This window comes from Agrobacterium sp. GW821-FHT02D03 (genome assembly GCF_059421725.1).
In genome coordinates, this window is the sequence record NZ_JBWKVN010000001.1 from 221,307 (window position 1) to 248,212 (window position 26,906).

Sequence of the window (26,906 nt, forward strand, 5' to 3'; positions counted from 1 at the left end):
GACCGGGGATGTCGGTAAAAAAAGCGAACTCGCGCCAGCGGGCGAAAAGGAACGTGGAGACGGGCAGCGACGAGGCGCCCGTTCTTGAACGATTGCGCGGCTCTCTGACCACCATGGCAGGCGCCCTGCGCCGAAAGATTTGCGCGGTACCCGCGTTGATGGCTGGAACGGCGCTCAGCGGCTTTGCCACCGTTGCCGAGGCTCAGGATGGCGCGCTCCTCCAAAGAAGTGCACGCCTGTTCTCGTCCAGCGAGACCATCGCCTATTCGATCTTCATCGGCGTCGTCTCCGCGACGCTGTTTTCCATCGTCTGGCTGGTGCGCCAGCGCGGGAACATCGAAGCCGAGGTCAACGAATACCGCACGGCGCTGTCCGAAGCGCAGAACAAGATTTCCAAATATGAGGCGCTGATTTCCGACAAGTCGCGCCGGATCGTCATCTGGGAAGATACCGGCGAACGTCCTGAATTCGTCGGCCAGTTGCCGCCAGAAACCGGCGTGCCGTCTGCTGATTCCGACTTTCTCGCCTTTGGCCGCTGGCTGCGCCCCACGTCGGCAGCACCGCTGGAAAAGGCAATCGAGCTGCTGCGCAGCCAGGCACAGAGTTTCGATCTGACGATCGAGACGCAGCGCGGAGAAGTCATCGAGGTTCAGGGACGCGTGTCCGGCGGCAAGGCCTTTGCCCGTTTCATCGCGCTGAACAATATGCGCGCCGAACTGGCGGAGTTGAGAGTGGAGCGCGAGCGCCTGCTTTCCTCCATGTCCACCTTCCAGGAGCTCCTCGATTCCATCGAGCAGCCTGCCTGGCGCCGAAACAATGAGGGCGCGCTCATCTGGGTGAATCATGCCTATGCGATTGCCGTCGATGCGACGACGCCGCAGCAGGCCGTCAACGAACAGCGCGAATTGCTGAACACGGTGACACGACAGAAGATCCGCGCCACGGCCACGCCGGAATCGCCCTATCATGACCGGATCTCCACAGTGGTTTCCGGCAACCGCACCTTCTTCGATGTGGTCGATATCAAGACGCCAAGCGGCTCTGCCGGTATCGCGATCGACGCGTCCGATGCTGAAACCATCCGCGAAGAGTTGAAACGCACGCTGAAAAGCCACGCCGAAACGCTAGATCATCTGGGAACGCCCGTCGCCATCTTCGACGGCGAGCAGCGCCTGCAGTTCTACAATCAGGCTTTCGCCCGCCTATGGGGCCTCGATCTGGTATTCCTGGAATCGAAGCCCGGCAATTCCGAGCTTCTCGATCGTTTGCGCAGTGCCGGAAAGCTGCCGGAGCAACTCAGCTGGAAGAGCTGGAAAGAGACCGCTCTTTCCGTTTATCGCGCGCTCGATACCAAGACAGATCTCTGGCACCTGCCTAACGGGCAGACGCTGCGTGTGATTGCCACCGCGCATCCGCAAGGCGGCGCAACCTGGGTGTTCGAGAACCTGACCGAACAGGTCGATCTCCAGATGCGCTACAACACGCTGGTCAAGGTTCAGGGCGAGACCATCGATCACTTGGCAGAAGGCGTTGCGGTGTTCGGTGCCGACGGGCGTATTCGCCTGTCGAACCCGGCGTTCCGCGCGCTCTGGGCGATCACAGCGGAAGAGGCCGAAGCCGGTAAGCACATTCGCTCCATTGAAGCGGTCTGCGCGCAATCCTACGAGAAGCCGGATGGCTGGCGCGCCTTTGCGCAATTCATCACCAGCTTTGACGACGAGCGTCCTTCGAAGCAGGGAACGCTGGAACTTCTTTCCGGCCTCGTGCTCGATTATGCCGTCATCCCGCTGCCCGACGCGCAGACCATGCTGACCTTCGTCAACATGACGGACAGTGTGCGCGCCGAGCGGGCCTTGAAGGAAAAGAACGAGGCGTTGCGCAAGGCAGACGAGCTGAAGAACGACTTCGTCCAGCACGTGTCTTACGAACTGCGTTCGCCGCTCACCAATATCATCGGCTTTACCGATCTTCTGAAGACACCCGGCATGGGCGAACTGAACGATCGCCAGGCCGAGTATCTCGACCATATTTCGACCTCGTCGTCGGTGCTGCTGACGATAGTCAACGACATTCTCGATCTGGCAACCGTCGATGCCGGCATCATGCACCTGAACTATGCCGAGAACGATCTGAACGAGCTTCTCGACGATGTAGCGGTACAGATCACCGATCGTCTGCAGGAAAGCGGCGTTTCGCTCGAGATCGTCGCGCCAGCGCATCTCGGTTCCATCGTTGCCGATCACCAGCGGCTGAAGCAGATATTGCTGAAGCTTCTGACCAATGCGGTCAACTTCTCGCCCGAAGGGTCGGCGATCCGGCTGACCTGCCAGAGAAGCGAAGGCGATTTCGTCTTTTCGGTTGCAGATCAAGGGCCGGGCATTCCCGAAGACATGCTGAAGACGGTCTTCGATCGCTTCTCGACACGTGGCCAAGGCGGCCGACGCACAGGCGCTGGCCTCGGTCTCTCGATCGTCGAGAGCTTCGTCAGCCTGCATCAGGGCACGGTCACACTCGACAGCCGCCCCGGTGAAGGCACGGTCGTGACCTGCCGCATTCCTTCGCACGACCAGCCGCAGTCCATTGCTGCCGAATGAGTGACGAGACGCTTTCCCTCTCGCTTTTCCTTGCAAATGAGGCCGAGACGATCCGGCTTGGCGAGGAGCTGGCGCTTGCCGTCAAGCCGGGCGATGCCGTTGCGCTGGTGGGCGATCTTGGGGCTGGAAAATCGACCCTGGCGCGGGCTTTGATCCGGGCAATCGCCGACGATGCGGAACTCGAAGTACCGAGCCCGACATTTACCATCGTCCAATCCTACGCGCTTCGCTTTCCCGTCGCGCATCTCGATCTCTATCGCCTCTCCGACGTGTCGGAGCTGGATGAACTCGGCGTCGACGAGATGCTGTCGGACGGCGTGTGCCTGATCGAGTGGCCGGAGATGGCAAGCGATGTGCTGCCGAAGGCATCGACCATCCTGCTGCGCCTGACACATGAGGGAGACGGTCGGCGTGCTGTGATCGAAGCATCCCGGCGTCATATCGAGCGTCTTGAACGGGTCTTCGCCATTCGCCGCTTTCTGGAGCGGAACGGCAACGCGAACGCCACGCGGCGCTATTTCAGTGGTGACGCCGCCTATCGCACCTATGAACTGGTGCGCGATGACGACAGCCAATATCTGTTGATGGACTGGCAGCCCCAGCCGCCCGGCCCCGCTCTTCACAACGGCAAATCCTATTCGGAGATCGTGCATCTTGCCCGCACTGTCGAGCCCTTCGTTGCTCTTGATCTCCATCTCCGAAGCGAAGGCTTCGCGCTGCCGGAAATCCTGGCGCGCGACTTGGATGAGGGCATCCTGCTTTTGAGCGATATGGGACGCGCAGGCGTTCTGGATGCCAATGGTGCTCCGATCGAGGAGCGCTATATCGAGAGTGCTGCCTGTCTGGCGGCGCTGCATGAAAAGCCGATGCCTGCAACGATCGACCTGCCGGATGGTGGGCGCTATGAAATTCCGCGCTTCGATGCCGATGCTATGAAGATCGAGACCTCGTTGCTGCTGGACTGGTATCTGCCGCACATGCATGACGGCAAGCCGACCGACGACGCCAAGCGGCAGGATTTTTTCGCCGTTTGGGATCAGTTGATCGCCAAGCTTGCCGATGTGGAAACCGGGCTCGTCTTGCGCGACTTCCACTCGCCGAACATCATCTGGCAGCAAGACAAACCAGCGCCGCAGCAAGTGGGCATCATCGACTTTCAGGATGCGATGATAGGCCCGACGGCCTATGATCTGGCGTCTCTGGTGCAGGATGCGCGGGTAACCATCCCGCCTAAACTGCAGGCGCGAATGATGGAGCGGTATTTCGATATCCGCCGAAAGAACCCTGCCTTCGATGAAGAGGTATTTCTCAAAGCCTTCGCCATCATGGCGGCGCAACGCAATTGCAAGCTGGTCGGCGCCTGGGTTCGGCTTTTGAAGCGCGATGGCAAGCCGGGCTATATGAAGCATATGCCGCGCACCTTCACCTATATGCGCGCCGCGCTGGAACATCCCGACCTTGCGCCGCTGCGAGACTGGTTCGCGCGTGCGGGCATAGACCTCAACTCTCAGTAAAGCGTTTCCCATGACGATCAAACAAGCGATGGTTCTGGCAGCAGGTCTCGGCACGAGAATGCGCCCGATCACCGACACGATCCCCAAGCCGCTGGTCAAAATCGCGGGCAAGCCGATGATCGATTATGTGCTCGATCTTCTGGTGGCGGCGGGAGTCGAGACCGTATCCATCAACGTCCATCACCATGCCGAGCAGATGACCACGCATCTTGAAGGCCGCAAGGATCTTAAGGTCCTGATTTCTGATGAGCGGGCCGAGCTCTTGAATTCCGGCGGTGGTCTCGCGAAGGGTTTGAAGCTGCTGGCGCCAGGGCCTGTTCTGGTGATGAATGCCGATCTGTTCTGGGTCGGGGAAACATCCGGCCGTCCCACCAATCTGCAGAAACTCGCGGAGGGTTTCGATCCTGCGCGCATGGATATGGCGATGCTTTGCGTCGATATGGACCGCACTACCGGACATAACGGCAAAAAGGATTTCAATTTTGCAGAGGACGGCCGCCTCACCCGTTATCAGGACGGTGAACCAAGCCCGGTCGTCTATGCCGGTGCGATCGCCATGGATTCGCGCCTGCTTGACGATGCACCGGCTGATGCCTTCAATCTCAACATCTATTTCGACCGCGCCATTGCGAAAAACCGGCTTTATGGCGTGATGCTTGACGGTCAATGGATTACCGTCGGCACACCGGATGCTATAGAGGATGCGGAGCGAACCATCGCTTCGGTTTAGAGCGCTGTGCGTCACTTGGAACGCACAGAGGACGCTCTAACGCTTTGAATCGACGCATCGTGCTTTCCGACAAACGATTCCGGTTTTCGGGCGGATGATGTCATCCTTGAGAAGGTCGAACCATTGGCGCATGCCAAACGCATCCTGACCATTGCGCCAGGAACACCCTTTCTAAAGACACTGGCGCAGAGCCTCTGTGCCGGGACGCTCGCGAGCGGCTTCTCGTATGACCCTGCTGATCCGCTGTCGCTTGCTCGCGTGACGATCTATGTGCCGACGCGCCGTTCGGCTCGCGTGCTACGCTCTGAATTTGTTGACCTTCTGGGAGGGCGTTCTGCCATTCTCCCGATTATCCGCCCGCTTGGCGAAACGGATGACGATAGCGGCTATTTCGATATCGAGACGCCGGCCACCATCGATCTTGCTCCACCGATTTCCAGCACCGCCCGACTGGTGGAACTCGCGCGGCTGATCCTTGCCTGGCGAAACAGCTTGCCGGACGCAATCCGCGCCATCCATTCCGATTCACCGCTCGTGGCACCTGCCAGCCCGGCGGATGCGATCTGGCTTGCGCGTGCCCTCTCCGAAGTCATCGATGCGATGGATACGGAAGACAAGGATTGGGAGGCGCTCTCCGAACTGGATACAGCCGATCATGCGCAATGGTGGCAACTGACCGCGAAGTTTCTGGAGATCGCCAGTATTTATTGGCCGGCCCGCCTTGCCGAACTGAACCGGTCTTCCGCCGGGCGCCACCGCAACGCCATCCTTCGCGCAGAGGCCGACCGGCTGACGAAGATCGCGAGCACGGATCCGATCATCGTTGCAGGCTCCACCGGCTCCATTCCGGCTGCCGCCGATCTGATTGCTGCCGTGGCATCTCTGCCGCACGGCACCGTCGTGCTTCCCGGTCTCGACCTCGACATGCCCGAAGATCAGTGGCAGGCGATCAATGAGGCACCGGATGACGCGGCAAGCCGCACCCATTCGCAATACGGGCTGTTCACCCTGTTGCAGAAGCTCGGCGTCTTGCGTCGCGATGTAGAGCGGATCGGTGACCTTGATCGCGATCTGCAGGACCGGGCCGCGGTTTTTTCCACGGCACTTGCGCCTGTTCGGGCGACCGCGGAATGGAATGAATGGCGCTCGGACAAGTCCCCGGCCTTCTTCGAAAGCGCCTTTTCCGCCGCCTCGATGATAGAGGCGGCCAATGAGCGCGAGGAGGCAACCGCAATTGCCATCGCGCTCAGGCTGGCGCTTGAAAAGCCCGGTCAGAATGGCCCATCGCAGGCAGCCCTCATCACGCCGGATCGCGGACTTGGCCGAAGGGTGGCAACCGAGCTTGCCCGCTTCGGCATCGAGGCGGACGATTCCGCAGGTACGCCGCTGTCTGCGACGCCGCAGGCAGGTCTTTTGCAGCTGGCGCTGGAAGCGATCCTGCGCCCAGGTGATCCGGTCGCGGTCATTTCGCTGTTGAAGCATCCTCTTTGCCGCTTTGGCCTGAGCGAGTTGCAGATGAGTAAGGCTGTCGCAGCGCTGGAGCTTCTGGCGTTGCGCGGCGGGCGCGAGGAAACGACACTTGGCAACCTCGATGCGCTTCTGGCACATCAGATGACACTTCACGCAGGCGACCGCCATCCGCCACATTGGCGCACGGCGCTTTCCGATGATGCCCCGCTCGCTGCCGAAGATCTGGCGAGACGGATCAAAGCGGCGATCGAACCGCTGGAGCAGGCCTTCGTCCACCGCGATCCACTCCGCGGTCGCCTCACCTCCCGCCTGACGCTGGCGGAATGGGCGGAGCGTTCCGGCCGCGTCATCGAAGCGATGTGCCTGGATGATGCGGGCGATCTCGCAAGCCTCTGGTCCGGCGAGGCAGGAGAAAAGCTATCCAGTCTTTTTGCCGAACTGATGGAATGCGGCAATGCGCTGGAGGCGGATGGTCCGCAGTGGATCGATATCGTCGCGGCCTTTATCGCAGGCGAATCGATCAAGCCTCGGGCCATGCGCAACCCACGCGTCTTCATTTTTGGCGCTTTGGAAGCGCGCTTGCAGAGCGTCGATACCGTCATTATCGGTGGATTGAACGAAGGGGTGTGGCCGGGGCAAACGGCCAACAATCCCTTCCTGTCACGCAGCATGAAGACATCGATCGGGCTTGAGCCGCCGGAACGCCGCATCGGGCAGTTGGCGCATGATTTCGAGATGGCGAACGGCACGCGTCACATCATCTACAGCCGCGCCCTGCGCCAGGGTTCGACGCCTGCCGTGGCTTCGCGCTGGCTGCAAAGACTGCTGGCGCTGGGCGGGGAAGATTTTGCAGAGGCGCTGAAGCGACGTGGCGAATCCTATCGCCATTGGGCAATGATGCTGGATGACAGCGAGACGCAGGATCCAGCGCGACGCCCTGCCCCGACCCCGCCTGCCGATCTACAGCCGAAGAGCTATTCCTTCAGCGAAGTCGGACGGCTGCGCCGTGACCCCTATGCCATCTATGCGCGACGCATTCTGAAGCTCGATCCGCTGGACGAGTTCAACCGCGATCCAGGCGCTGCCGACCGAGGGACGCTCTATCACCGCATCATCGAACTCTACTCCCGTGAGGAGCACGTTCCCGGCACGCCGGCGTCCGAAGACGCGATGATGCGTGTATTGAACGCATGTTTTGACGAAGAAAATCTGCCAGCACATATCGATATCGTCTGGCGACCGCGCTTCGTTGCGGTGGCGCGCGAGTTTCTCGCCTGGGAGAAAGATCGCCGTCCCATGGTGCGCCGCTCCTATGTGGAGGCCCGCGCCGGACAGGACATTCCAGAGGCCGGTATCCGGCTGACGGGCGTGGCCGACAGGATCGACATCAAGACCAATGGCAAGGCGGATATCGTCGATTACAAGACGGGGCTCTCCCCGACTGTGAAACAGGCCCGCTCCCTGCTCGATCCGCAACTGGCGCTAGAAGCGGCGGCCCTGATGCGCGGCGCTTTCCGCGATGCTGGCACGCCGACACCGGAGGATCTGATCTATGTGCGCCTGCGGCCGGGAGAACGTTTCGGCACCGATGTTGTGAACAACGAAAATGCCAAGGCCACCGCCAAAACCGTGCCCAAGAGTGCGGCAGAACTGGCGACGGACTCGATCGACCAGCTGACCAAGTTCATCAAGGCACTGCGCGAGGGCAAGAACGGCTTCGTGTCGCGGCTGATCCCGGAAGAACAGCAATCTTATGGCGGCGAGTACGACCATCTGGCGCGCGTCTCCGAGTGGTCCACTGCAGAACCGGGAGATGGCGATGGCGAATGATCTTTTCGAATACGCAGCCGAGCAGGCTCAAGATCACGGCCCGGCACGCGACGAGCCAGGCGCCTGGATCGACTGGACGACACGCCAGCAGACCCGCGCCTCCGATCCCACTAGCTCGGCATGGGTGTCGGCCAATGCGGGTTCGGGCAAGACGCATGTGTTGACCCAGCGGGTGATCCGTCTGCTGCTGGCCGGTTGCCGTCCCTCTGCCATTCTGTGTCTGACCTATACAAAGGCCGCTGCCTCGGAAATGTCGAGCCGCGTCTTCGATCGCCTCGCGGATTGGGCCACGCTCTCCGACGCCGCCTTGAAAGACCGTATCGCGACAATCGAAGGGCGTATCCCGGACGCCATCAAGCTGAAGGAGGCACGCCGTCTGTTCGCCAAGGCGCTGGAAACGCCGGGCGGGTTGAAAATCCAGACGATCCACGCCTTCTGCGAAGCGCTGCTGCACCAGTTTCCGCTGGAAGCGAACGTCGCTGGCCACTTCTCGGTTCTCGATGATCGTGCCGCCAGCAGTCTCCTGGCAGAAGCACGCCGCAGCCTGCTGACCGCCGTTTCGCTCGAGCAGGACACGCCGCTGGCTCAGGCACTCGCCTATGTGCTCGATCTCGCCGACGAGACCGGGCTGGAAGCGCTGCTGAGCGCCATCGTTGCCAACCGCAATGCTCTGCGCGGCTTTCTCGAAGACGCCTCCCGTAACGGTGGAATCGACGCGGCGCTTCGACGCCATGCTCGCATCAGCGCCAGTGAAACACTTGAGACGGCAGCGACGGCCTATTGGCCACTCCCGGGTCTCTCCGGCCTGTCACTCGACACCTATCTGACGCTGTCCGATGAGGTGGGCGGGGCGCGGACGCACGAAGTGTCCTACGCGTTGCGGGAAGCGATAAGAGAAAGCGATCCGTTCAAGCGCATCGCTTTCCTCGAAAGCGCGCTGCTGACGCAGAAGGGTGAGCCGAAGTCCGATGCCTACGTCATCAACAAGGCGATGCAGACGGCAGCACCCAATCTCCTGGATGATCTGACGCTGGCGCGCGCCCATGTGGTGGCCTGCCGCGACCAGTACCGGACGCTGCGCATGCTGGAGGCCACCAGACATGCCTTGACGCTGGCAGACCGGCTGATCGGCGACTTCGAGGATTTGAAGAAGCAGCGTAGCCAGCTCGATTTCGAGGACCTGATCGAGCGCGCGGCCACGCTTCTCAACCGCGATACGGCGGGCGCCTGGGTGCATTACAAGCTGGACCAGGGTATCGACCACATTCTCGTCGATGAGGCGCAGGATACCAGCCCGGTGCAGTGGTCGATCATCCAGTCGCTGGCAGCAGATTTCTTCCATGGCGAGACCGCGCGCGCTGGTCAACGCACGCTGTTTGCCGTGGGTGACGAGAAGCAGTCGATCTATTCCTTTCAAGGAGCAAGGCCGGAGCGGTTTTCGCAGGAGCGTGAGGAAACGGCGCGGCGGGTGACCGCCGTCCAGCAGGTCTTCCATCCCGTTCGTCTGCCGCTTTCCTTCCGTTCCACGGCGGATGTGCTGGCTGCGGTGGATCAGGTCTTCTCTTTGCCAGAGAATGCCGCAGGCCTGAGCGCCGACAACGAACCCGTCGAGCATCGCTCCAACCGCCTTAGTCAAGCCGGGACGGTGGAGGTGTGGGACATGATCGCCGCTGAGCCGGTCGAAGACGAAGAAGACTGGACGGCACCTTTCGATGCGTTGCGCGAAAGCGCCCCGCCCGCCATCGTCGCACGACGGATCGCGGCGCGCATCGCAGCGATGATCGGCACGGAAACGGTGATTGAGAAAGGCGTCGAACGTTTTATCGAGGCGGGCGACATTCTGGTATTGGTGCGCAAGCGCCACGCCTTCGTCAACGCGTTGACGCGCGAGTTGAAGCAGCGAAAAAACATTCCCGTTGCCGGTGCCGACCGCTTGCGGCTGACCGACCACATCGCCATTCAGGATTTGCTGGCACTTGGCCGCTTCGTGCTTTTGCCGCAGGACGATCTGTCGCTCTCTGCATTGCTCAAAAGCCCGCTCTTCAATCATGATGAAGACGATATTTTTGACCTGGCGGCCAAGCGTCCGGAGAAGACGAGCGTCTGGGACTACCTCCAGCAGCGCGCTGGAGAGGATGACAGCCGCTTCGCCGAGACGCTTAAAACCCTCTCGGCCTTGATTGCGCTCTCCCGTAGCGCGACGATTCACGATTTCTACGCGGCGGTGATGACCATCTACCAAGGTCGCAAGCGGTTTCTTGCGCGCCTTGGCAACGAGGCGAGCGACGTTCTGGATGAGTTTTTGTCCTTTGCGCTCGATCACGAAAAGACTGGCCTTCCCGGCCTGCAATCCTTCATCTCCGTGCTCGAGACAGATGCGCCGGAGATCAAGCGCGAGCAGGACAAGGAGCGCGGCGAAGTCCGCATCATGACGGTTCACGCCTCCAAGGGTCTTGAGGCACCCGTGGTGTTTCTCGTCGATGGCGGCTCGAAGGCCTTCATTGCAAGCCATGTGCCGCGGTTGCGCTTTGTCGAAACCAAGGATGCCGCATTCCCCGTGTGGCTGCCGGGAAAGAACTTCGATAACGCATTGATCGACCAGGACGATGGCCGCTTGAAGGACGCCGCGGAGCAGGAATATCGCCGCCTTCTCTATGTGGCCATGACGCGGGCTGCCGACCATCTGATTGTCTGCGGCTATCGTGGGCCGAAGGAAAATCCGGATTGCTGGCACCAGATGATCAAGCGGGCGCTTGTCGCGGATGAAGCGCGAGGCATTTCTCATCAGTTCCAGGCAGGCGGCGAAGCCTGGGACGGTCTTTTGTGGCGGATGAATGCCCATGAGCCAAAAGCGAGACCCCAAAGCGAGACCCCGTCGAGTGCTGCGCCAGAAGCATTTCCCGCCTCGCTGATGCAACCACTGCCACCGGCACCTGCCCTTCCCCGGCCGCTCAGCCCGTCCGGCGCGGGAACGATCATCGATGACGGCGCCGATGACCTTGTCGTGTCCTCCCCGCTCTTTACCAAACCGGAGATAGCTTCCGGCCTTGCACTGCAACGTGGGCGCCTTGTGCACCGGATGCTGCAGACGCTGCCGGACTATCCCGAGGATAAGCGGGAAGATGCCGCCCGTCGCTATGTGGAGCGTGCCGCGCGCTACTGGCCGGAATTGGAATGCGAGAGATTGATCCACACCACGCTCGCGGTTCTTTCCGAACCAGCCATCCAGCCCGCTTTCTCCGCCAATAGCCGAGCGGAGGTTTCGATCATGGGAACGTTGCGCCTGGGCAGGCAGGATTTTGCCGTTTCCGGCCGGATCGACCGCTTGGCGGTGGACGGCAAGCGCGTTATTCTGGTGGACTACAAGACCAACCGGATACCGCCGGCCAACGAGAACACCATTCCCTTCGCCCATATCGCACAGCTTGCGATCTACCGTGAGATTCTGAAGCCGCTCTACCCGGACAAGGCTTTCACCTGCGCGCTCGTCTATACGGAGAACGCGTCCTTCGTGACGCTCACGGACGAAGCGCTGTCACAAGCCCTTGCCGCAATCTCGACAAAGTGAGATACCGGACATTGAAAATGCCCATCCCCCGCATCACATGAATGCCGAACAGATTCACTGAAAGGAGAGCCAATTATGGCTACCGTGAAAGTCGATACCTCCAACTTCCAGTCTGAAGTTCTCGAATCCGCTGAGCCAGTCGTCGTAGACTTCTGGGCCGAGTGGTGCGGCCCGTGCAAGATGATTGCCCCGAGCCTCGAAGAGATCGCTACGGAACTTTCTGGCAAGGTGAAGGTCGCAAAGCTGAACATCGACGAAAACCCTGAGCTTGCTGCTCAGTTCGGCGTTCGCTCCATCCCGACGCTCGCCATGTTCAAGGGCGGCGAAGTGGCCGATATCAAGGTCGGTGCTGCTCCCAAGACCGCACTCTCCGCCTGGATTTCCAGCGCCGCTTGATCGTTTGCGAATGCAAGATTAAAAAGAAAGCCCGGTTCTGCCGGGCTTTTTTGGTCGTCGGTTGCGTGATGCCTTCAAGTTTATTGCGGTGGTGTGCCATTCAGCGCCAGCGCATTCCCGGCGAGATAGAGCGATCCGCCGATCAGGATGCGTGGTGCGGGCTTCGCCGGGTCGAGGCGCTTTGCCAATTCTTCTAGAGCCTCTTCGATCGAGGCTGTCGGCGCTGCCGTCAGGCCAGCGTCGAAGACAGCATGGGCCAGAACAACAGGGTCGATCGCTGCATCCGACCCGTGGATCGGTACGGTGAAGACATATTCGGCGATACCGGCGAAGGCCTTGAAGTAGCCGACCTGATCCTTGGTGTTGATCATGCCCGCAATCAGCACCAGCGGCCGGGAGCTCTTCTCCTCGAAGCCGGCCATGGCTTCGGCAATAACCTCGCCAGCACCTGGATTATGACCACCATCGATCCAGATTTCGCTGCCCTTCGGCGCGAGATCGAAGATGCGACCGCGGGTGACGCGTTGGAGGCGGCCCGGCCACTCGACCGATGTCATGGCCTTTTCGATCATGCGATCGGTGACGCTGAAACCGGCAGCCTTGACGGCGCGAATGGCAGCCGCGGCATTGCCCAGCTGATGGCGGCCAGGAAGGCGCGGCAGCGGCGCATCGACCAGGCTGAACTCGTCCTGATAGACCATGCGGCCATGCTCTTCATGCGCAGAGAAATCCTGACCATAGATGGCTGTCGGGGATTTCAGACGCTCAGCGGTGGCGATCAGCACATCGAGTGCTGCGTCGTATTCCTGGTAGCCGATCACGACCGGCGAGCCGGTCTTCATGATGCCTGCCTTTTCCGCCGCGATCAGTTCGACGCGATCGCCGAGATAAGCCTGATGGTCGAGCGAGATCGGCATGATGACCGAGACGGCCGGATTGGAAATGACATTGGTCGCATCGAAACGACCTCCAAGACCCACTTCCAGAACGACCACATCGGCAGGCTGTTCGGCAAAGAGCACGAAGGTGACGGCGGTCAGGATTTCGAAAACGGTGATATACTGGCCGTCATTGGCGGCTTCCACTCGGGCCAAGGCATCGGCAAGCATAGCATCGTCCACCAGTCGACCGGGAGCTCCAGCGACGCCGATACGGTAGCGCTCATTCCAGTTTACCAGATGGGGCGAGGTGTGGACGTGAACGGCCAGGCCCGCGGCTTCCAGAAGCGCACGGCTAAAGGCCGTGACCGAGCCTTTGCCATTGGTGCCCGCCACATGGATGACGGGCGGCAGGCGCTTATGCGGATTGCCAAGCTTTTCGAGGAGGCGGGTAATCCTGTCCAGCGACAGATCGAAGCCCTTGGGATGAAGCTGCATCAATCTTTCGATGATGCGTTCCGCCTCGCTCATGTCAGGCTTTGTCATATCCGTCATCCACCCCTCCGGAGCGTGTTTGAATGCGTCAGGCCGTGGCAGCGATAGGCAGAATATCCTTGGAGGTGCTGGCCGGTGCCTTCGTCATGATCTTCAGGAGGTTGGCAAGCGTATCCGGGATAGCGTGGCGATCGATAACCATGTCCACCATGCCGTGATCCAGGAGATATTCCGACGTCTGGAAGCCCTCGGGAAGCTTTTCGCGGATCGTCTGTTCGATGACGCGCTTGCCGGCAAAGCAGATTTCAGCGCCGGGTTCGGCAATATGGACATCGCCCAACATGGCGTAAGACGCCGTGACACCGCCCGTGGTCGGGTTGGTGAGAACCACGATATAGGGCATGCCTGCTTCTTTCAGCATGTTGACGGCAACCGTGGTACGCGGAAGCTGCATCAGCGACAGGATACCTTCCTGCATGCGCGCGCCGCCAGAGGCCGGGAACATGACGAGCGGGCAGCGCTCGGAGATGGCGCGCTCGAAAGCCTTGACGATCGCCTCGCCTGCGGCAATGCCAAGCGAGCCGCCCATGAACTGGAACTCATGCACGACGGCGACGATCTTCAGGCCCTGAAGCTTGCCGACGCCCGCCAGGATCGTGTCTTCCTGCTCGGTCTTGGTGCGGCTGTCGCGCAGACGATCGGAGTACTTTTTGGAATCGCGAAACTTCAGCGGATCCTGCGCCACTTTCGGCTGCGGCAATGCCTCATAGGCGCCGTCGTCGAACAGGTCGGCAAGGCGTGCCTTTGCGGGCATCTTCATATGGAAGCCGGACGCGGGAATGACCCACTTGTTTTCTTCCAGATCCTTGTGGAAGACCATTTCGCCGGTTTCCGGGCACTTGATCCAGAGATTTTCCGGGGTATCCCGGCGGCCCAGCATGGAATTGATCCGCGGGCGTACGTAATTGGTAATCCAGTTCACGTTCTTTACTCCTAACTGTCCGCGCTGAACCGATGATCCTTCGGCAGCAGTTGAGCGGAATGGCGACGCATCGCTGCGGTTTCAACCAAATTCCGCTCGTCTTCCTCTACATTCAAAATCAGCATGGCGATTTCAAGTCGGTCACGATCTGAGATCGCCTCGATGTCATGCGCGCGACGCGCGCACGCCTGTCGAGAGGCCCTTTACCAGCGTTGTTACCGCCGGCACAGTGTCATTCGTCGCCTTGCCATCCTTGGTAAGACTGAGCGCGATCTGGTTGACGATGGCCGAACCGACCACGACACCATCGGCAACCGCACCGATTGCCTTTGCGTGATCCGCCGTCTTGACGCCGAAGCCGACGCAGACGGGCAGATCGGTATGCGCCTTGATCCGCTCGACAGCACCGGAAATCGTCGACGGATCGGGCAAGGCCGAACCGGTGATCCCGTTCATCGAGACGTAATAGACGAAGCCCGACGTGTTTCGCAGAACGGTCGGGAGGCGCTTTTCATCGGTTGTCGGCGTTGCCAGACGGATGAAGTTGACGTCCTTCTGAACAGCCGGGATGCACAATTCGTCATCCATTTCCGGCGGCAGATCGACCACGATCAGTCCGTCGATGCCGGCTGAGAGCGCGTCGTCCAGAAACTTGTCGACGCCGTAGATGTAGATCGGATTGTAGTAACCCATCAGCACGATCGGCGTTTCATCATCCTGCTTGCGGAATTCGCGCGCGAGATCGAGCGTGGTTGCCAGCGTCTGACCACCTTTCAGCGCCCGCTGTCCTGCCATCTGGATTGCCGGGCCGTCGGCCATCGGATCGGAGAACGGCATGCCAAGCTCGATGACATCGGCACCGGCGTCCGGCAGCGCCTTCATGATGCCGAGCGAGGTTTCGAAATCAGGATCGCCGCCCATGAAATAGGTAACGAGGGCCGGACGATTTTGCGCACGCAGATCGGCAAAGCGCTTGTCCATACGTGCAGTCATATCAGAGTCCCATTCCCAGAATTTTACCGACCGTGAAAATATCCTTGTCGCCGCGACCGCAGAGATTCATCAGGATGATCTCGTCCTTGCCCATCTTCGGCGCGCGCTTGATGACTTCGGCCAGCGCATGGCTCGGCTCAAGCGCTGGAATGATGCCTTCGGTGCGCGTCAGCATCTGGAAGGCGTCGAGCGCTTCATTGTCCATGATCGGCACATATTCGACGCGACCGGCATCCTTCAGCCAGGAATGCTCAGGGCCGATGCCCGGATAATCGAGACCGGCGGAGATGGAATGACCTTCCTTTATCTGACCGTCACTATCTTGAAGCAGGTAGGTGCGGTTGCCGTGCAGGACGCCCGGCGAACCGGCTGTCAGCGAGGCGCAATGCTCTTCGCCATCCAGGCCCTTGCCGCCCGCTTCGACGCCGACGATCTTCACACTCGCATCATCCAGGAACGGATGGAACAGGCCGATGGCGTTGGAGCCACCACCCACGGCTGCGACCAGCATATCCGGCAAACGGCCTTCGAGAGCCAGCAGCTGCTCGCGCGCTTCCTTGCCGATAACCGACTGGAACTCGCGCACCATTTCCGGATAGGGGTGTGGGCCGGCCGCCGTGCCGATCATGTAATAGGTGTCGTCGACATTGGTGACCCAGTCACGCAGCGCCTCGTTCATGGCGTCCTTCAGCGTGCCGTGGCCTGCCGTCACCGGCTTTACTTCGGCACCAAGGAGCTTCATGCGGAACACGTTGGGCGCCTGGCGCTCCACATCGGTCGCGCCCATGTAAACCACACAAGGAATGCCAAAGCGTGCGGCAACCGTTGCAGATGCGACGCCATGCTGACCGGCACCGGTTTCGGCAATGATGCGGGTCTTGCCCATGCGCTTGGCGAGAAGGATCTGGCCAAGGCAGTTGTTGATCTTGTGCGAACCGGTGTGGTTCAACTCGTCACGCTTGAAATAGATCTTTGCGCCGCCGAGTTCAGCCGTCAGGCGCTCGGCGAAATAGATCGGGCTTGGACGGCCGGTATAGTGGGTATTGAGATGTTCGAGCTCCGCCTTGAACTCCGGATCGTCCTTGGCCTTTTCCCACTCGGCCTGCAGGTCGAGGATCAAAGGCATCAGCGTCTCGGCAACGAAGCGGCCTCCGTAGATACCGAAGCGTCCGTCCTCATCGGGACCGGCGCGAAACGAGTTGGGTTTCAGCGTTTCGTTCACTTTCAAACTCCCTATAGCCTTGCCGACCGAACCGCATCGAAGAATGCGTCGATCCTGGCCAAATCCTTTACACCCGGCGCGCTTTCCACACCCGAGGATACATCCAGTCCACCTGCGCCGGTTTTTGCCAGAGCCTCAGCGACGTTATCAGCGTTCAGCCCCCCGGAAAGCATGTAATTTACGCCTTCGTCAAGAGAATGCAGAACGCTCCAGTCAAAGGAAACGCCATTGCCTCCCGGCAGTTCAGATCCCGCCGGTGCCTTGGCATCGAAAAGAAAACTGTCCGCAATCCCGATATAGGGATCGATCTTGGCGAGATCATCAGCGTCACGAATAGAAAAAGCCTTCATCACCGGCAGGCCGTAGAGTGCCTTGACGCTCAGCACGCGCTCCGGGCTCTCGCTGCCATGGAGCTGGAGGATATCGGGTTTCAGCAGATCGATGATCTCATCCAACTCGTCATTATCGGCATTGACGGTGACGGCAACGATCTTGACGCTTCCGCGAACCGCGTCTGCCAGCTTGCCGGCAATATCCGGCTCGATGTTGCGCGGGCTCTTCTCGAAGAAGATAAAACCGATATGCGTTGCCCCGCGCCGAACCGCGCGTTCGACGGCTTCCGGCGTTTTCAGCCCGCAAATCTTGATGTCCGGAGTCCTGTCGCTTTTCATGACTGGGACGTGACATGAAATGGCGTGTGAGTCGAGCCAAAATGCGGGCGAAGAGGGTTGGCTGAAAAATGTTTCACGTGAATCCAAACCTGTAATCGTGGCTTATTCGAAGTCGATGGCATGCAGTTGAGAGCCATTCTGCTTCAGCCAAGCCTTGGCCTTGTCCATCTCCGGGCAGAGCTTCTTGCAGAGCGCCCAGAATTTCGGCCCGTGGTTCATTTCTTTCAGATGCGCCACTTCGTGCGCGGCAAGATAATCGATGACGCTCTCCGGCGCCATAACGATCCGCCAGGAGAAACTCAAGTTGCCCTCATGTGAACAGGATCCCCAGCGGCTGCGCGTATCCTTCATCGAGATCGAGCGCACCGGCCTTCCGACTGTCTTGGCGTGGATTGCCACCAGTCGCTCTAGATCGGCGCGGGCTTCCTTTTTGAGAAAGGTCGCGACGCGGCGGCCCGTATGTTCAGGTAACCCGCTGACCTTCAGCACAGGCTGACCGTCCTCGTCCCGGGCGATCTGGGTTACGCCGCGCATCGAGCCTGTGTGCCGGATCGTATGGAGGGTGCCACGGATGGAAATGGACGCGCCCTCGCTCATTCCCGTCAGCGCAGAAAACTTGGCAAACTTGGTTTCAAGCCATCCCTGATGACGATCGAGAAACATATCGACCTGCGCATGGTGGAGGCCATAAGGGATCGTCAGCTTCAACGCCTTGCCACCCGGTTCGATGCGCAGCGTAATGCGTGTCGCCCGCTGGTTCTCCTTGATGGTGATCGGCACATACCGACCGCCGACCTCTACCGTGCGCTGGGTGAGCGCCGGTTTGCGGGACGAGGTCGATTTCAGGGACTTTCGAAGCAGCGAAAACATGACGCCGTCATAGCGCCTTCCACCTTCAAAAGCCATCCGCTCCTTTATTGCTGGCGTTGATGCTCCTGGAAGAACGCCACCATTTGCGGAACGATCTCGTTGCGGAAGCGTGAGCCGTTGAAGACGCCATAGTGACCGACATCCGGCTGCATGTAATGGCGCCGTTTTTCCTGTGGCAGGTTCAGGCAAAGGTCATGCGCCGCCTTGGTTTGGCCGATACCGGAAATGTCGTCGTTCTCCCCTTCCACGGTGAAGAGCGCGACATTGCGGATGGCAGCTGGATCGACCGCCCTGCCCCTGTGCATCATCGTGCCCTTCGGAAGAGCATGCTCGATGAAGACGGTCTCGACCGTCTGGAGATAGAATTCGGCGGTCAGGTCCATGACGGCGAGATATTCGTCGTAGAACTCCCGATGCTTTTCAGCCGAATCGCCGTCGTTCTTCACAAGGTTGAGATAGAAATCCTTATGCGCAGTCATGTGCCGGTCGAGGTTCATGGACATGAAGCCAGAGAGTTGGAGGAAGCCCGGATAGACGGAACGCCCGAAGCCGGGCTGCGGCCACGGAACCGGCATGACGACACTGTCGCGGAACCAGTCGATCGGCTTGGCTTTTGCCAACTCGTTGACGCCCGTTGGGTTGATCCGCGTATCAATCGGTCCACCCATCAGCGTCATGGAAGCAGGCGCGAAGCGGTCTTGATCCGCCTCCATCAACGCCACGGCCGCCAGAACCGGAACCGATGGCTGGCAGACGGCGACCACATGGGTGCCCTCTCCCAGATGATGCAGCATCTCGATGACGTAGGAGATGTAGTCATCCAGATCGAAGCGGCCTTCCGTCAGCGGAACGGTGCGGGCATCGATCCAGTCGGTGATGTAGATATCCGCGTGAGGCAGAAGCGCGCCCACCGTACCGCGCAGAAGCGTGGCATAATGACCGGACATGGGTGCCACCAGCACGATCTTCGGATCGGCTGGTCGTTCTTCCGGAAGCGATCGGTTGAAGTGGATCAGGCGGCAGAACGGTTTCGTCCAGACAACCTCTTCCACGACATCGACAGCCTTGCCATCGATGTCTGTGCTTGAGATGCCAAACTCAGGCTTGCCGTAGCGACGCGTCAAACGCTCGAAGACCTCGAAACCTGCATCGAGGCTGCGGCCGAATGCCGTGTTGGACAAGGGATTGAGAGGATTGTTGCACGCCTGGCGCATCAGGTCGGCACCGGCCCGCAGGGGTGCCATGGCCGCATGGTTCATTTCGTAAAGATGGTAGAACACGAATAAACGCCTCCCGTCGTCATCGTCGTCTTTTGTGACAGTCTAGCATCTTTTCGCAGTTGCACAAAATAACGTGCGGATAGCGATCGTGGCCGAGGTTTGTGGCTCAGCTTTGGGGTTTATCCCTGCCCTCACCCATGAGGACAGGGATAAACGTATTCGGATTTAAATGTCAGCGACGAAGGTCTGCTTCTGAGAGCCCAGACCTTCAATGCCAAGCTCGACCACATCGCCGGCTTTCAGGAAGCGCTGTGGCTTCATGCCGAGACCGACACCCGGAGGCGTGCCGGTGGAGATGACATCGCCTGGATGCAGAGACATAAACTGACTGAGATAGGACACGACATTGGCAACACCATAGACCATGGTCTTGCTGGAGCCGTTCTGCATGGTCTCACCATTGACCTTCAGCCACATGCCGAGGTTCTGCGGATCGGCAATCTCATCCTTCGTGACGAGCCATGGGCCGATCGGACCGAAGGTGTCGCAGGATTTGCCCTTGGTCCATTGGCCCTGGCGCTCCGTCTGGAAGGCACGCTCGGACACGTCATGCGAGACGCAGTAGCCCGCGACATAGTCCAGCGCGTCGGCTTCCGAAACATATTTTGCCGTCTTGCCGATAACGACGCCGAGTTCAACTTCCCAGTCGGTCTTTTCAGAGCCTCGTGGAATAACGACATTGTCGTTCGGTCCGACGATGGCTGACGTTGCCTTCATGAAGATGACAGGCTCGGACGGTACGGCTGCGCCCGTCTCTGCGGCATGGTCCGAGAAGTTCAGGCCGATGCAGATGAACTTGCCGGTTCCGGCAACGCAAGCGCCAATACGGTCTTCGGTCAGAACCGGAAGCGTGGAAAGATCCAGCGCCGCCATCTTCTTCAGGCCTTCCGGCGAAATCGCGTCGCCGCCAATGTCCTTCACATGTGCAGAGAGATCGCGGATTTTACCTTCCGCGTCGAGAATGGCGGGCTTTTCGTGGCCGGGTTGACCGACGCGCATCAGTTTCATGGATCTCTCCCAGTTGTCAGACAAGATGATGCATATATGAACGAACTATTTATCCTTGTCACCCCTTGACCATGAAGAGGCCTAAAAAATACGATCATGTCAGCCTTTCTCCTCTGTTGATAAGGACAGATCATGACGACCAGCAATTCTCGTGACACAGATCATCCCGTCGATCCTCTTTTCCTGGATCGCTGGTCGCCCAGAGCCTATGACGGAAACCCAATGCCGAAGGGTGACGTGCTGACGATCCTGGATGCCGCGCGTTGGGCACCATCGGCTTCCAACCAGCAGCCCTGGCGCTTCGTCTATGGGCTGAATGGAACTCAAGAGTGGGACGGATTTATCGGCCTGCTGATGGAGGGAAATCAGCGCTGGGCCAAGAATGCGTCTGCCCTGATCGTCATCCTGTCGCGCACCTACAATCTCCGCGACGGTGAAAAGAAGCCAGCGACGACGCACTCTTTCGACGCAGGCGCCGCGTGGTTTGCTCTCGCCATGCAGGCACATAAACTCGGCTACCATGCCCATGGTATGGCCGGCATCTTCAAGGACAAGATCGTCGAGCAACTGGATGTCCCGGAAGGCTATGTGGTGGAAGCCGTGGTCGCGATCGGCAAGATCGCCCATAAGAGCACGCTTCCCGATGACCTCGCAGAACGCGAAGTCCCGAGCAAGAGGCTCCCGCTGTCGGAGATCGCGTTCGAAGGCAAGTTTACGGGCAAGGCGGACTGACGCCTTGTCAACACATGTGCGGGGTTAGCCGGATTCTCCCGTGCTCCCCTGCGCCATTCTCAAACCTGAAGCGCCGCGCTTCCGATGGGACGCATGACGCTTCACACTTTTGAATCGACGCATCTTGCTTTCCGAAAATCCATACCGATTTTCCGGGCCGATGCTTTAGCGAGGGCGGTCAATCAGCTTCCCATTGCAACAAAAAACCCGGCATCAAAGCCGGGTTTCTTAACAAACTGTTTCACGTGAATCGTGCGGCAACACGATCCACAGCAAAATCAGATATCGAGGTTCGCGACGCTCAGCGCGTTTTCCTGAATGAAATCGCGTCGTGGCTCCACTTCGTCGCCCATCAATCGGGAGAACAGTCCGTCTGCATCGGTCGCATCAGGGACCTTGACCTGCAGCAACGAGCGGACATTGGCGTCCAGCGTCGTCTCCCACAACTGCTCGGCGTTCATTTCACCCAGACCCTTGTAGCGCTGCATGGACAGGCCCTTGCGTCCTGCGGCAAAGATAGCCTCAAGGAGCGCGCGCGGGCCGGAGATTTGCAGACTTCCTTCCTTGCGTTGCAGAACGGGGACGGTCGCATAGACGTCGCGGCTGCGGGCCGCCAACTGATCGATATGGCGGGCATCTGCAGAACCGAGAAGGCCCATGTCGATTGTGGAGAGTTCCTTGACGCCTCGGACCATGCGCTGGAAACGCAGGCCGCCGTCGGCCAGGACCTCGCCGGACCAACCACGCTCGGTTTCTTCTGCAATCATGTCCAGACGGCGGGAGACTTCTGCGACCGTGGCTTCGGCCTGGCTCGCGTCTGCTGACAATTCCGGATTGAGCGCACCCGCAATCGCCGCCTGTTCCACGACCGAACGATTGTAACGGGAGTGAAGGCCGTCGATCAGCGAGCGCATGCGAACGGCGTCTGCAATGACTTCCCGCAAATCTTCGCCGACGCGCACTTCGCCGGAGCCGAGGGTCAGCGACGCTTCCTCGATACCCATGGAAATGAGGTAATCTTCCAGCGCCTTTTCGTCCTTCAGATACTGGACCGACTTGCCACGCGTCACCTTATAGAGCGGCGGCTGAGCGATATAGAGATGACCGCGTTCGATCAGTTCCGGCATCTGGCGGAAGAAGAAGGTCAGAAGCAGGGTGCGAATATGGGCGCCGTCCACGTCAGCATCGGTCATGATGATGATCTTGTGGTAGCGCAGCTTGTCCGCGTTGAATTCGTCCTTGCCGATCGAGGTGCCCAGCGCTGTGATCAGCGTGCCTATTTCCTGGCTGGAGAGCATCTTGTCGAAGCGGGCACGTTCCACGTTGAGGATCTTGCCACGCAGGGGCAGGATGGCCTGCGTTTCACGCGAGCGTCCCTGTTTGGCAGAACCACCAGCGGAGTCACCCTCGACGAGGAAAAGCTCGGATTTGGCCGGATCGCGTTCGGAGCAATCCGCAAGCTTGCCCGGCAGCGAGGCGATATCCAGTGCACCCTTGCGGCGCGTCAGTTCACGTGCCTTACGAGCGGCTTCACGGGCAACGGCGGCTTCCACCACCTTGCCGACAAGAATCTTCGCTTCCGTCGGATGCTCTTCGAACCAGGTGCTGAGCGCTTCATTGACGAGGTTTTCGACGACCGGGCGGACTTCGGACGAAACAAGCTTGTCCTTGGTCTGGGAGGAGAACTTCGGGTCCGGCACCTTGACCGACAGAACGGCGGTCAGTCCTTCGCGGCAGTCTTCGCCCTGCAGCGAGACCTTTTCCCTTTTGGTGATGCCGGAGCTGTCGGCATAGGAAGTGACCTGACGCGTCAGCGCGCCACGGAAGCCCGCCATATGCGTGCCGCCATCGCGCTGCGGAATGTTGTTGGTAAAGCAGAGCACGTTTTCGTGGTAGCTGTCGTTCCACCACATGGCGACCTCCACCGTGATGCCATCCTTTTCGCCACGAATGGCGACAGGCTTATCCACCAGCGGCTTCTTGGCACGGTCGAGATAGCGCACGAAGGCCTCGAGACCGCCATCATAGACCATCTCTTCCTGCTTGATGTCGGAGTGGCGCTTGTCGGTCAGCAGAATGCGCACGCCGGAATTGAGGAAGGCGAGTTCGCGCAGGCGATGTTCGAGCGTGGCGTAGTTATATTCGGTCATGGTGAAGGTGTCGGTGCTCGCCAGGAAGGTGACTTCCGTGCCGGAGCGACCCTCATACTCCCCGATCACTTCCAGCGGCTTATCCGCAACGCCATGGGTGAACGTGATTTCATGCACCCTTCCGTTGCGGCGGATGCGAAGCTTCAGCCAGACGGACAGAGCGTTGACGACCGAAACGCCCACACCATGCAGACCGCCGGACACCTTATAGGAATTCTGGTCGAACTTGCCGCCGGCATGGAGCTGCGTCATGATCACTTCGGCAGCGGAGACGCCCTCGCCGGTATGAATGTCGGTCGGGATGCCGCGGCCATTATCCGTGACAGTGACGGAGCCATCGGCGTTCAACGTGACGGTGACGAGATCGGCATGACCCGCCAACGCTTCGTCGATGGCGTTGTCGACCACTTCGTAGACCATGTGGTGAAGGCCAGATCCGTCGTCAGTATCCCCGATATACATGCCGGGGCGTTTGCGCACAGCATCAAGGCCCTTGAGAACCTTGATCGAATCGGCTCCATATTCCGTATTCACGCTGGTTTCGCTCGACGGTGTTTCAGTCATAAGCATTCTTTCCAATGGGCGCTGCCAAAGCGTACCTCTTTTCGGGCGCGCAATCGCAGCGAATCACTTTCAATCCGGTTGACCGACTATAGGAATTCCGCCCCGATATCCAAAGTCTGCGCCCCTCAAACCCTCGATAAAGCAGGGGATAGCGCGACTTTCAGTCACAAGAACGGCCTTTTTGCAGCACGGCTGACAATTCGTCTATCACAGTCGGAGCCAGCTTGCGAATATCGCGCGCAAGAGTGTTGGCAAAAGCCGTATATTCCGGGGGAAGACCAACAGTATCGATGATGACGCGCGGTGCGGACGTACCGGCCAGGCGGAACAATTCATCGGCATCGTCCCAGATGATATTGAAGTAGCCGGAAATCCGCTGCAACAGATCGAAGCTGGGCGTTCCCCTCTTCCCGTGTTCCAGGGCAGAGAGATAGGCAGGCGAAACGCCGATTGCGCGCGCCATCTCTTTCTGGGTCACACCCTTCTGCTCTCGCAGCCGCCGGACCGCCTCGGCAAAAGGTGTCACGTCTTGTCTCCGCGTCTGCGCGACAGTCGCACATAGAGCGCGCCGTCCCCGCCATGGTTCATGGACGCATCCTCATAGGAGGAGATGAGGTGGCGGTATTCAGGCTTCGAGAACCACATTGGCACCGCACGCTTCAGTGCACCATCACTTCCCATCGACCGACCCTTGCCGGTGATCACCAGAACATGGCGCAGGCCCCGCTCATGGGCCCGAACGAGAAAGTCCAGCAAGACGGCATGCGCTTCGCTCTGGAACATGCCGTGAAGATCGATCCGTGCCTCCAGGGCCAGGCGACCGCGGGTCAACTTGCGCTTGACCGGTTTTTCCAACGGATGATGAACCCTGTCCTTCTTCACTCCGGGCGCGGAAAGATCGGGCACCGGCTCGACGATCATTTGCGGAAATGGCGGAATGGCCTTGGCGGCGGGAACGGGAGGCAGCGCAACCGGCTCCCCTTCGACATCCTCGAAGGTCAGCAATTCTTCCATACGGCCGGAAATGGGTCGCGCCGTCCGGGCGACCTTTCCCCAGAGAACACGCTCCTCCTTGCCGAGTTTGCGCCCGCCCTTCATCACGAATACCTTTCCGCAGCCTCTTTCGGAATGAGTATAGTGAAATCCGCCGGGTTGCGCACGGTGCCTGCAAGTTCGCCTGCCTCGTCGCCGGAGCCGGTGAAGATGTCGCCGCGCGCCGGCCCGACAATGGCAGAGCCCGTATCCAGCGCCAACATCAAGCGTGCAAAGGGTTTTCCGTCATCGAGATGGGTGAGGCTCTGAGACTGAATGAAAAAGGGAAAGCCGAAGGTATGGATCAGCCGATCGACGGCCAGAGATCGTCCTGCCACCAATGGCACCTTGGCCGCGGCGATCGGGCCAAGATCCAGCCCCTCCACCGCTGCCTCGCGGAAGAAAATGTAGGAGCGGTTGTGCCAGAGCACCTCGTCCACCTGGTCGGGATGATCCTGAAGCCATTGGCGAATGGTCTGCATCGAGATGGTAGCCGGATCGAGCTCCCCGCGATCCAGCAACAGGCGTCCAATCGGGGAGAAGCGATGTCCCGCCTTGGCGGAATAGGTGATGCGCTTTAACGACCCATCGGTAAAGCGCAGCCTTGCGGCACCTTGGACATGAACAAAGAACAGATCGACCTTGGATTTTGCGTAAGCAATTTCGAGACCTCGTCCCTCGAGATAGCCCTGATCGATAGCGCGGCGATCCGGATATTCGGAGATCTGGCCGTCCTTTTCCAACGCAAACGCGTAGTAAGGATCGATGTGTGATGGGCGATTGTCGTCGTCGAGATCGATCAGGTCGTCCGGCCGATTGTAGATCGGGTATTTCCAGACGTCATCGCGAGTAGCGGAGACCTCAAGTTCAGGCTCATAAAAAGCCGTGACAAAGCCGCGCTTGTCATCCGGCAACGTAATTCTGAAGGGGACGCAATTTTTCTCGAAAAAGCGCCTCGCTTGCTCCGGCTCGCTGACCGTTACGCCTTTCGCCTTTTCCAGCAGCGCTGCCAGATCCTCCGCGGTGAGGCCGAGGCTTGCGGTGCGATAGGGCTTGCCCTTGTTGAGATGGGCCGCAATATCGCCCATTGCTGCAAAAAGGGCTGAAGGGTCATCCTGCCCCCAGCCCTCCAGTTCATTATACGACACCTGTTTCAGGTGGAAATCAGCGCCCGTGGTCATGCTTCGGATTCGGTTGCGATCAGCTTCCAGTTCGGATCGCGCGAGCGGATATCGCGGGAGAAGGTCCAGATGTCATCGACCTCCGAGACGTTTTCGGCGTCGCCATCCACCAGTTTGCCATCCTTGTCATAGGTCGCGGAAATCAACTGGCTGATGATGCGAAGCGTGATCTGCTCTTCCGAGTCACGCACCGCCGCTTGGGTCATCTCGATTCTCTCGATGCCGACAAAGGTAGATTTCACCACTTCGCCGCGCTTTTCACGCTCGGTAATCGCAGCATCGAAACCGTCATAAACGTCCTTGGAGAGAAGGTTCTTCAAGGTATCTCGGTCGCCATCGGCAAACGCCATAACGATCATCTCGTAAGCCATCCGGGCGCCGTTGAGGAATTCCTTCAACTGGAAGGATGGGTCGGTTTCGACAAGCTGGCGCAGCGAGTCATTGAGCGCCGTGCCCGGTGCTGCAACCGCGTCCACCGCAGCGAAGCGTTTTTCTTCCGTCTCGCCGCGCTTCGGCAAGGTAACGACCTTGTTATCGTCAATGGGCGCTTTTGCGGCCTCACGGGCGCTGAACGGATCGAAAGGTGGCTTTTCGTTGCCGGTACGGCGGCCGAGGACACTGCGCAGTTGGAGAAAGATCAGCACCGCTGCCACAAGGAAAAACAATGTTATGAAGTCACTTGAGCCCATCTTTTACCGAAACCACCATTTAAATCCAATGTTAAACCATCATATAGTCTGCATCCG

General features: G+C 59.6%; 20 protein-coding genes. 7 read left to right on the top strand and 13 right to left on the bottom strand.

Features of this window, described 5'->3' with window-relative positions:
- Positions 1 to 113 precede the first annotated feature (113 nt).
- From AC07U5_RS01080 to trxA, 6 genes are all read left to right on the top strand, one after another.
- Positions 114 to 2,594 carry a sensor histidine kinase gene (locus AC07U5_RS01080; RefSeq protein WP_494723232.1) on the top strand — a complete coding sequence of 827 codons (2,481 nt, stop codon included), beginning with the start codon at positions 114 to 116 and terminating at the stop codon, positions 2,592 to 2,594.
- On the top strand, positions 2,591 to 4,108 hold the full coding sequence (tsaE, locus tag AC07U5_RS01085; protein ID WP_494722063.1) for a tRNA (adenosine(37)-N6)-threonylcarbamoyltransferase complex ATPase subunit type 1 TsaE: 1,518 nt from the start codon (positions 2,591 to 2,593) through the stop codon (positions 4,106 to 4,108). Before AC07U5_RS01080 ends, tsaE begins: the two co-directional genes overlap by 4 nt.
- 10 nt (positions 4,109 to 4,118) lie before the next feature.
- Positions 4,119 to 4,838 carry a nucleotidyltransferase family protein gene (locus AC07U5_RS01090; protein ID WP_494722064.1) on the top strand — a complete coding sequence of 240 codons (720 nt, stop codon included), beginning with the start codon at positions 4,119 to 4,121 and terminating at the stop codon, positions 4,836 to 4,838.
- Between the two features lie 123 nt (positions 4,839 to 4,961).
- Positions 4,962 to 8,138: a double-strand break repair protein AddB gene (gene addB / locus AC07U5_RS01095; protein WP_494722065.1), complete on the top strand. Its 3,177-nt coding sequence runs from the start codon at positions 4,962 to 4,964 to the stop codon at positions 8,136 to 8,138.
- A complete protein-coding gene (addA, locus tag AC07U5_RS01100) occupies positions 8,128 to 11,706 on the top strand; it encodes a double-strand break repair helicase AddA (protein ID WP_494722066.1) in 3,579 nt (1,192 codons plus the stop codon). The genes addB and addA overlap by 11 nt, the downstream gene beginning before the upstream one ends.
- A gap of 75 nt (positions 11,707 to 11,781) precedes the next feature.
- A complete protein-coding gene (trxA, locus tag AC07U5_RS01105; protein ID WP_062424674.1) occupies positions 11,782 to 12,102 on the top strand; it encodes a thioredoxin in 321 nt (106 codons plus the stop codon).
- Between the two features lie 80 nt (positions 12,103 to 12,182).
- Here trxA and AC07U5_RS01110 read toward each other — a convergent pair whose 3' ends face one another.
- From AC07U5_RS01110 to AC07U5_RS01145, 8 genes are all read right to left on the bottom strand, one after another.
- Positions 12,183 to 13,526 carry a bifunctional folylpolyglutamate synthase/dihydrofolate synthase gene (locus tag AC07U5_RS01110; protein WP_494723233.1) on the bottom strand — a complete coding sequence of 448 codons (1,344 nt, stop codon included), beginning with the start codon at positions 13,524 to 13,526 and terminating at the stop codon, positions 12,183 to 12,185.
- 37 nt (positions 13,527 to 13,563) lie between these two features.
- The gene (gene accD, locus AC07U5_RS01115; RefSeq protein ID WP_111848729.1) at positions 13,564 to 14,457 is read right to left on the bottom strand and encodes an acetyl-CoA carboxylase, carboxyltransferase subunit beta; all 894 of its coding nucleotides are present in this window, start codon (positions 14,455 to 14,457) and stop codon (positions 13,564 to 13,566) included.
- A 165-nt stretch (positions 14,458 to 14,622) separates the two neighbouring features.
- Positions 14,623 to 15,450: a tryptophan synthase subunit alpha gene (gene trpA, locus AC07U5_RS01120; RefSeq protein WP_062597490.1), complete on the bottom strand. Its 828-nt coding sequence runs from the start codon at positions 15,448 to 15,450 to the stop codon at positions 14,623 to 14,625.
- Position 15,451: 1 nt separating this feature from the next.
- The gene (trpB, locus tag AC07U5_RS01125; RefSeq protein WP_062444708.1) at positions 15,452 to 16,672 is read right to left on the bottom strand and encodes a tryptophan synthase subunit beta; all 1,221 of its coding nucleotides are present in this window, start codon (positions 16,670 to 16,672) and stop codon (positions 15,452 to 15,454) included.
- Positions 16,673 to 16,683: 11 nt separating this feature from the next.
- Positions 16,684 to 17,343: a phosphoribosylanthranilate isomerase gene (locus tag AC07U5_RS01130; RefSeq protein ID WP_130978437.1), complete on the bottom strand. Its 660-nt coding sequence runs from the start codon at positions 17,341 to 17,343 to the stop codon at positions 16,684 to 16,686.
- A gap of 102 nt (positions 17,344 to 17,445) precedes the next feature.
- On the bottom strand, positions 17,446 to 18,213 hold the full coding sequence (locus AC07U5_RS01135; protein WP_494722067.1) for a M48 family metallopeptidase: 768 nt from the start codon (positions 18,211 to 18,213) through the stop codon (positions 17,446 to 17,448).
- Between the two features lie 44 nt (positions 18,214 to 18,257).
- A complete protein-coding gene (locus AC07U5_RS01140) occupies positions 18,258 to 19,493 on the bottom strand; it encodes a polyhydroxyalkanoate depolymerase (RefSeq protein WP_494722068.1) in 1,236 nt (411 codons plus the stop codon).
- Positions 19,494 to 19,658: 165 nt separating this feature from the next.
- Entirely contained in the window at positions 19,659 to 20,501 is an 843-nt protein-coding gene (locus AC07U5_RS01145; protein WP_494722069.1) for a fumarylacetoacetate hydrolase family protein, read from the bottom strand.
- Positions 20,502 to 20,633: 132 nt separating this feature from the next.
- Between AC07U5_RS01145 and AC07U5_RS01150 the strand changes: the two genes are divergently transcribed.
- The gene (locus tag AC07U5_RS01150) at positions 20,634 to 21,233 is read left to right on the top strand and encodes a nitroreductase family protein (protein ID WP_440599349.1); all 600 of its coding nucleotides are present in this window, start codon (positions 20,634 to 20,636) and stop codon (positions 21,231 to 21,233) included.
- A gap of 278 nt (positions 21,234 to 21,511) precedes the next feature.
- Here the strand turns inward: AC07U5_RS01150 and gyrB are convergent, their stop codons facing one another.
- The 5 genes from gyrB to AC07U5_RS01175 form a co-directional block, all read right to left on the bottom strand.
- Complete coding sequence (gene gyrB, locus AC07U5_RS01155) at positions 21,512 to 23,947, bottom strand: DNA topoisomerase (ATP-hydrolyzing) subunit B (RefSeq protein ID WP_062597485.1); 2,436 nt, start codon at positions 23,945 to 23,947, stop codon at positions 21,512 to 21,514.
- 160 nt (positions 23,948 to 24,107) lie between these two features.
- A complete protein-coding gene (locus AC07U5_RS01160) occupies positions 24,108 to 24,473 on the bottom strand; it encodes a helix-turn-helix domain-containing protein (RefSeq protein WP_062424683.1) in 366 nt (121 codons plus the stop codon).
- Positions 24,470 to 25,045 (bottom strand): Smr/MutS family protein, encoded by a 576-nt coding sequence (locus tag AC07U5_RS01165; RefSeq protein WP_494723234.1) that lies wholly within the window; start codon positions 25,043 to 25,045, stop codon positions 24,470 to 24,472. The genes AC07U5_RS01160 and AC07U5_RS01165 overlap by 4 nt, the downstream gene beginning before the upstream one ends.
- Positions 25,045 to 26,160: a murein transglycosylase A gene (mltA, locus tag AC07U5_RS01170; protein ID WP_443277107.1), complete on the bottom strand. Its 1,116-nt coding sequence runs from the start codon at positions 26,158 to 26,160 to the stop codon at positions 25,045 to 25,047. The genes AC07U5_RS01165 and mltA overlap by 1 nt, the downstream gene beginning before the upstream one ends.
- Complete coding sequence (locus AC07U5_RS01175) at positions 26,157 to 26,849, bottom strand: Tim44/TimA family putative adaptor protein (protein ID WP_494722070.1); 693 nt, start codon at positions 26,847 to 26,849, stop codon at positions 26,157 to 26,159. Before AC07U5_RS01175 ends, mltA begins: the two co-directional genes overlap by 4 nt.
- Between the last annotated feature and the right edge of the window lie 57 nt (positions 26,850 to 26,906).

What these genes read in the sequence shown, in the direction of transcription:
- AC07U5_RS01080 (WP_494723232.1), top strand. Translation starts at nt 114, where the DNA reads ATGGCAGGCGCCCTGCGCCGAAAGATTTGCGCGGTACCCGCGTTGATG.
- tsaE (WP_494722063.1), top strand. Translation starts at nt 2,591, where the DNA reads ATGAGTGACGAGACGCTTTCCCTCTCGCTTTTCCTTGCAAATGAGGCC.
- AC07U5_RS01090 (WP_494722064.1), top strand. Translation starts at nt 4,119, where the DNA reads ATGACGATCAAACAAGCGATGGTTCTGGCAGCAGGTCTCGGCACGAGA.
- addA (WP_494722066.1), top strand. Translation starts at nt 8,128, where the DNA reads ATGGCGAATGATCTTTTCGAATACGCAGCCGAGCAGGCTCAAGATCAC.
- trxA (WP_062424674.1), top strand. Translation starts at nt 11,782, where the DNA reads ATGGCTACCGTGAAAGTCGATACCTCCAACTTCCAGTCTGAAGTTCTC.
- AC07U5_RS01110 (WP_494723233.1), bottom strand. Translation starts at nt 13,526, where the DNA reads ATGACAAAGCCTGACATGAGCGAGGCGGAACGCATCATCGAAAGATTG.
- trpA (WP_062597490.1), bottom strand. Translation starts at nt 15,450, where the DNA reads ATGACTGCACGTATGGACAAGCGCTTTGCCGATCTGCGTGCGCAAAAT.
- AC07U5_RS01130 (WP_130978437.1), bottom strand. Translation starts at nt 17,343, where the DNA reads ATGAAAAGCGACAGGACTCCGGACATCAAGATTTGCGGGCTGAAAACG.
- AC07U5_RS01135 (WP_494722067.1), bottom strand. Translation starts at nt 18,213, where the DNA reads ATGTTTTCGCTGCTTCGAAAGTCCCTGAAATCGACCTCGTCCCGCAAA.
- AC07U5_RS01145 (WP_494722069.1), bottom strand. Translation starts at nt 20,501, where the DNA reads ATGAAACTGATGCGCGTCGGTCAACCCGGCCACGAAAAGCCCGCCATT.
- AC07U5_RS01150 (WP_440599349.1), top strand. Translation starts at nt 20,634, where the DNA reads ATGACGACCAGCAATTCTCGTGACACAGATCATCCCGTCGATCCTCTT.
- gyrB (WP_062597485.1), bottom strand. Translation starts at nt 23,947, where the DNA reads ATGACTGAAACACCGTCGAGCGAAACCAGCGTGAATACGGAATATGGA.
- AC07U5_RS01165 (WP_494723234.1), bottom strand. Translation starts at nt 25,045, where the DNA reads ATGAAGGGCGGGCGCAAACTCGGCAAGGAGGAGCGTGTTCTCTGGGGA.
- mltA (WP_443277107.1), bottom strand. Translation starts at nt 26,160, where the DNA reads ATGACCACGGGCGCTGATTTCCACCTGAAACAGGTGTCGTATAATGAA.
- AC07U5_RS01175 (WP_494722070.1), bottom strand. Translation starts at nt 26,849, where the DNA reads ATGGGCTCAAGTGACTTCATAACATTGTTTTTCCTTGTGGCAGCGGTG.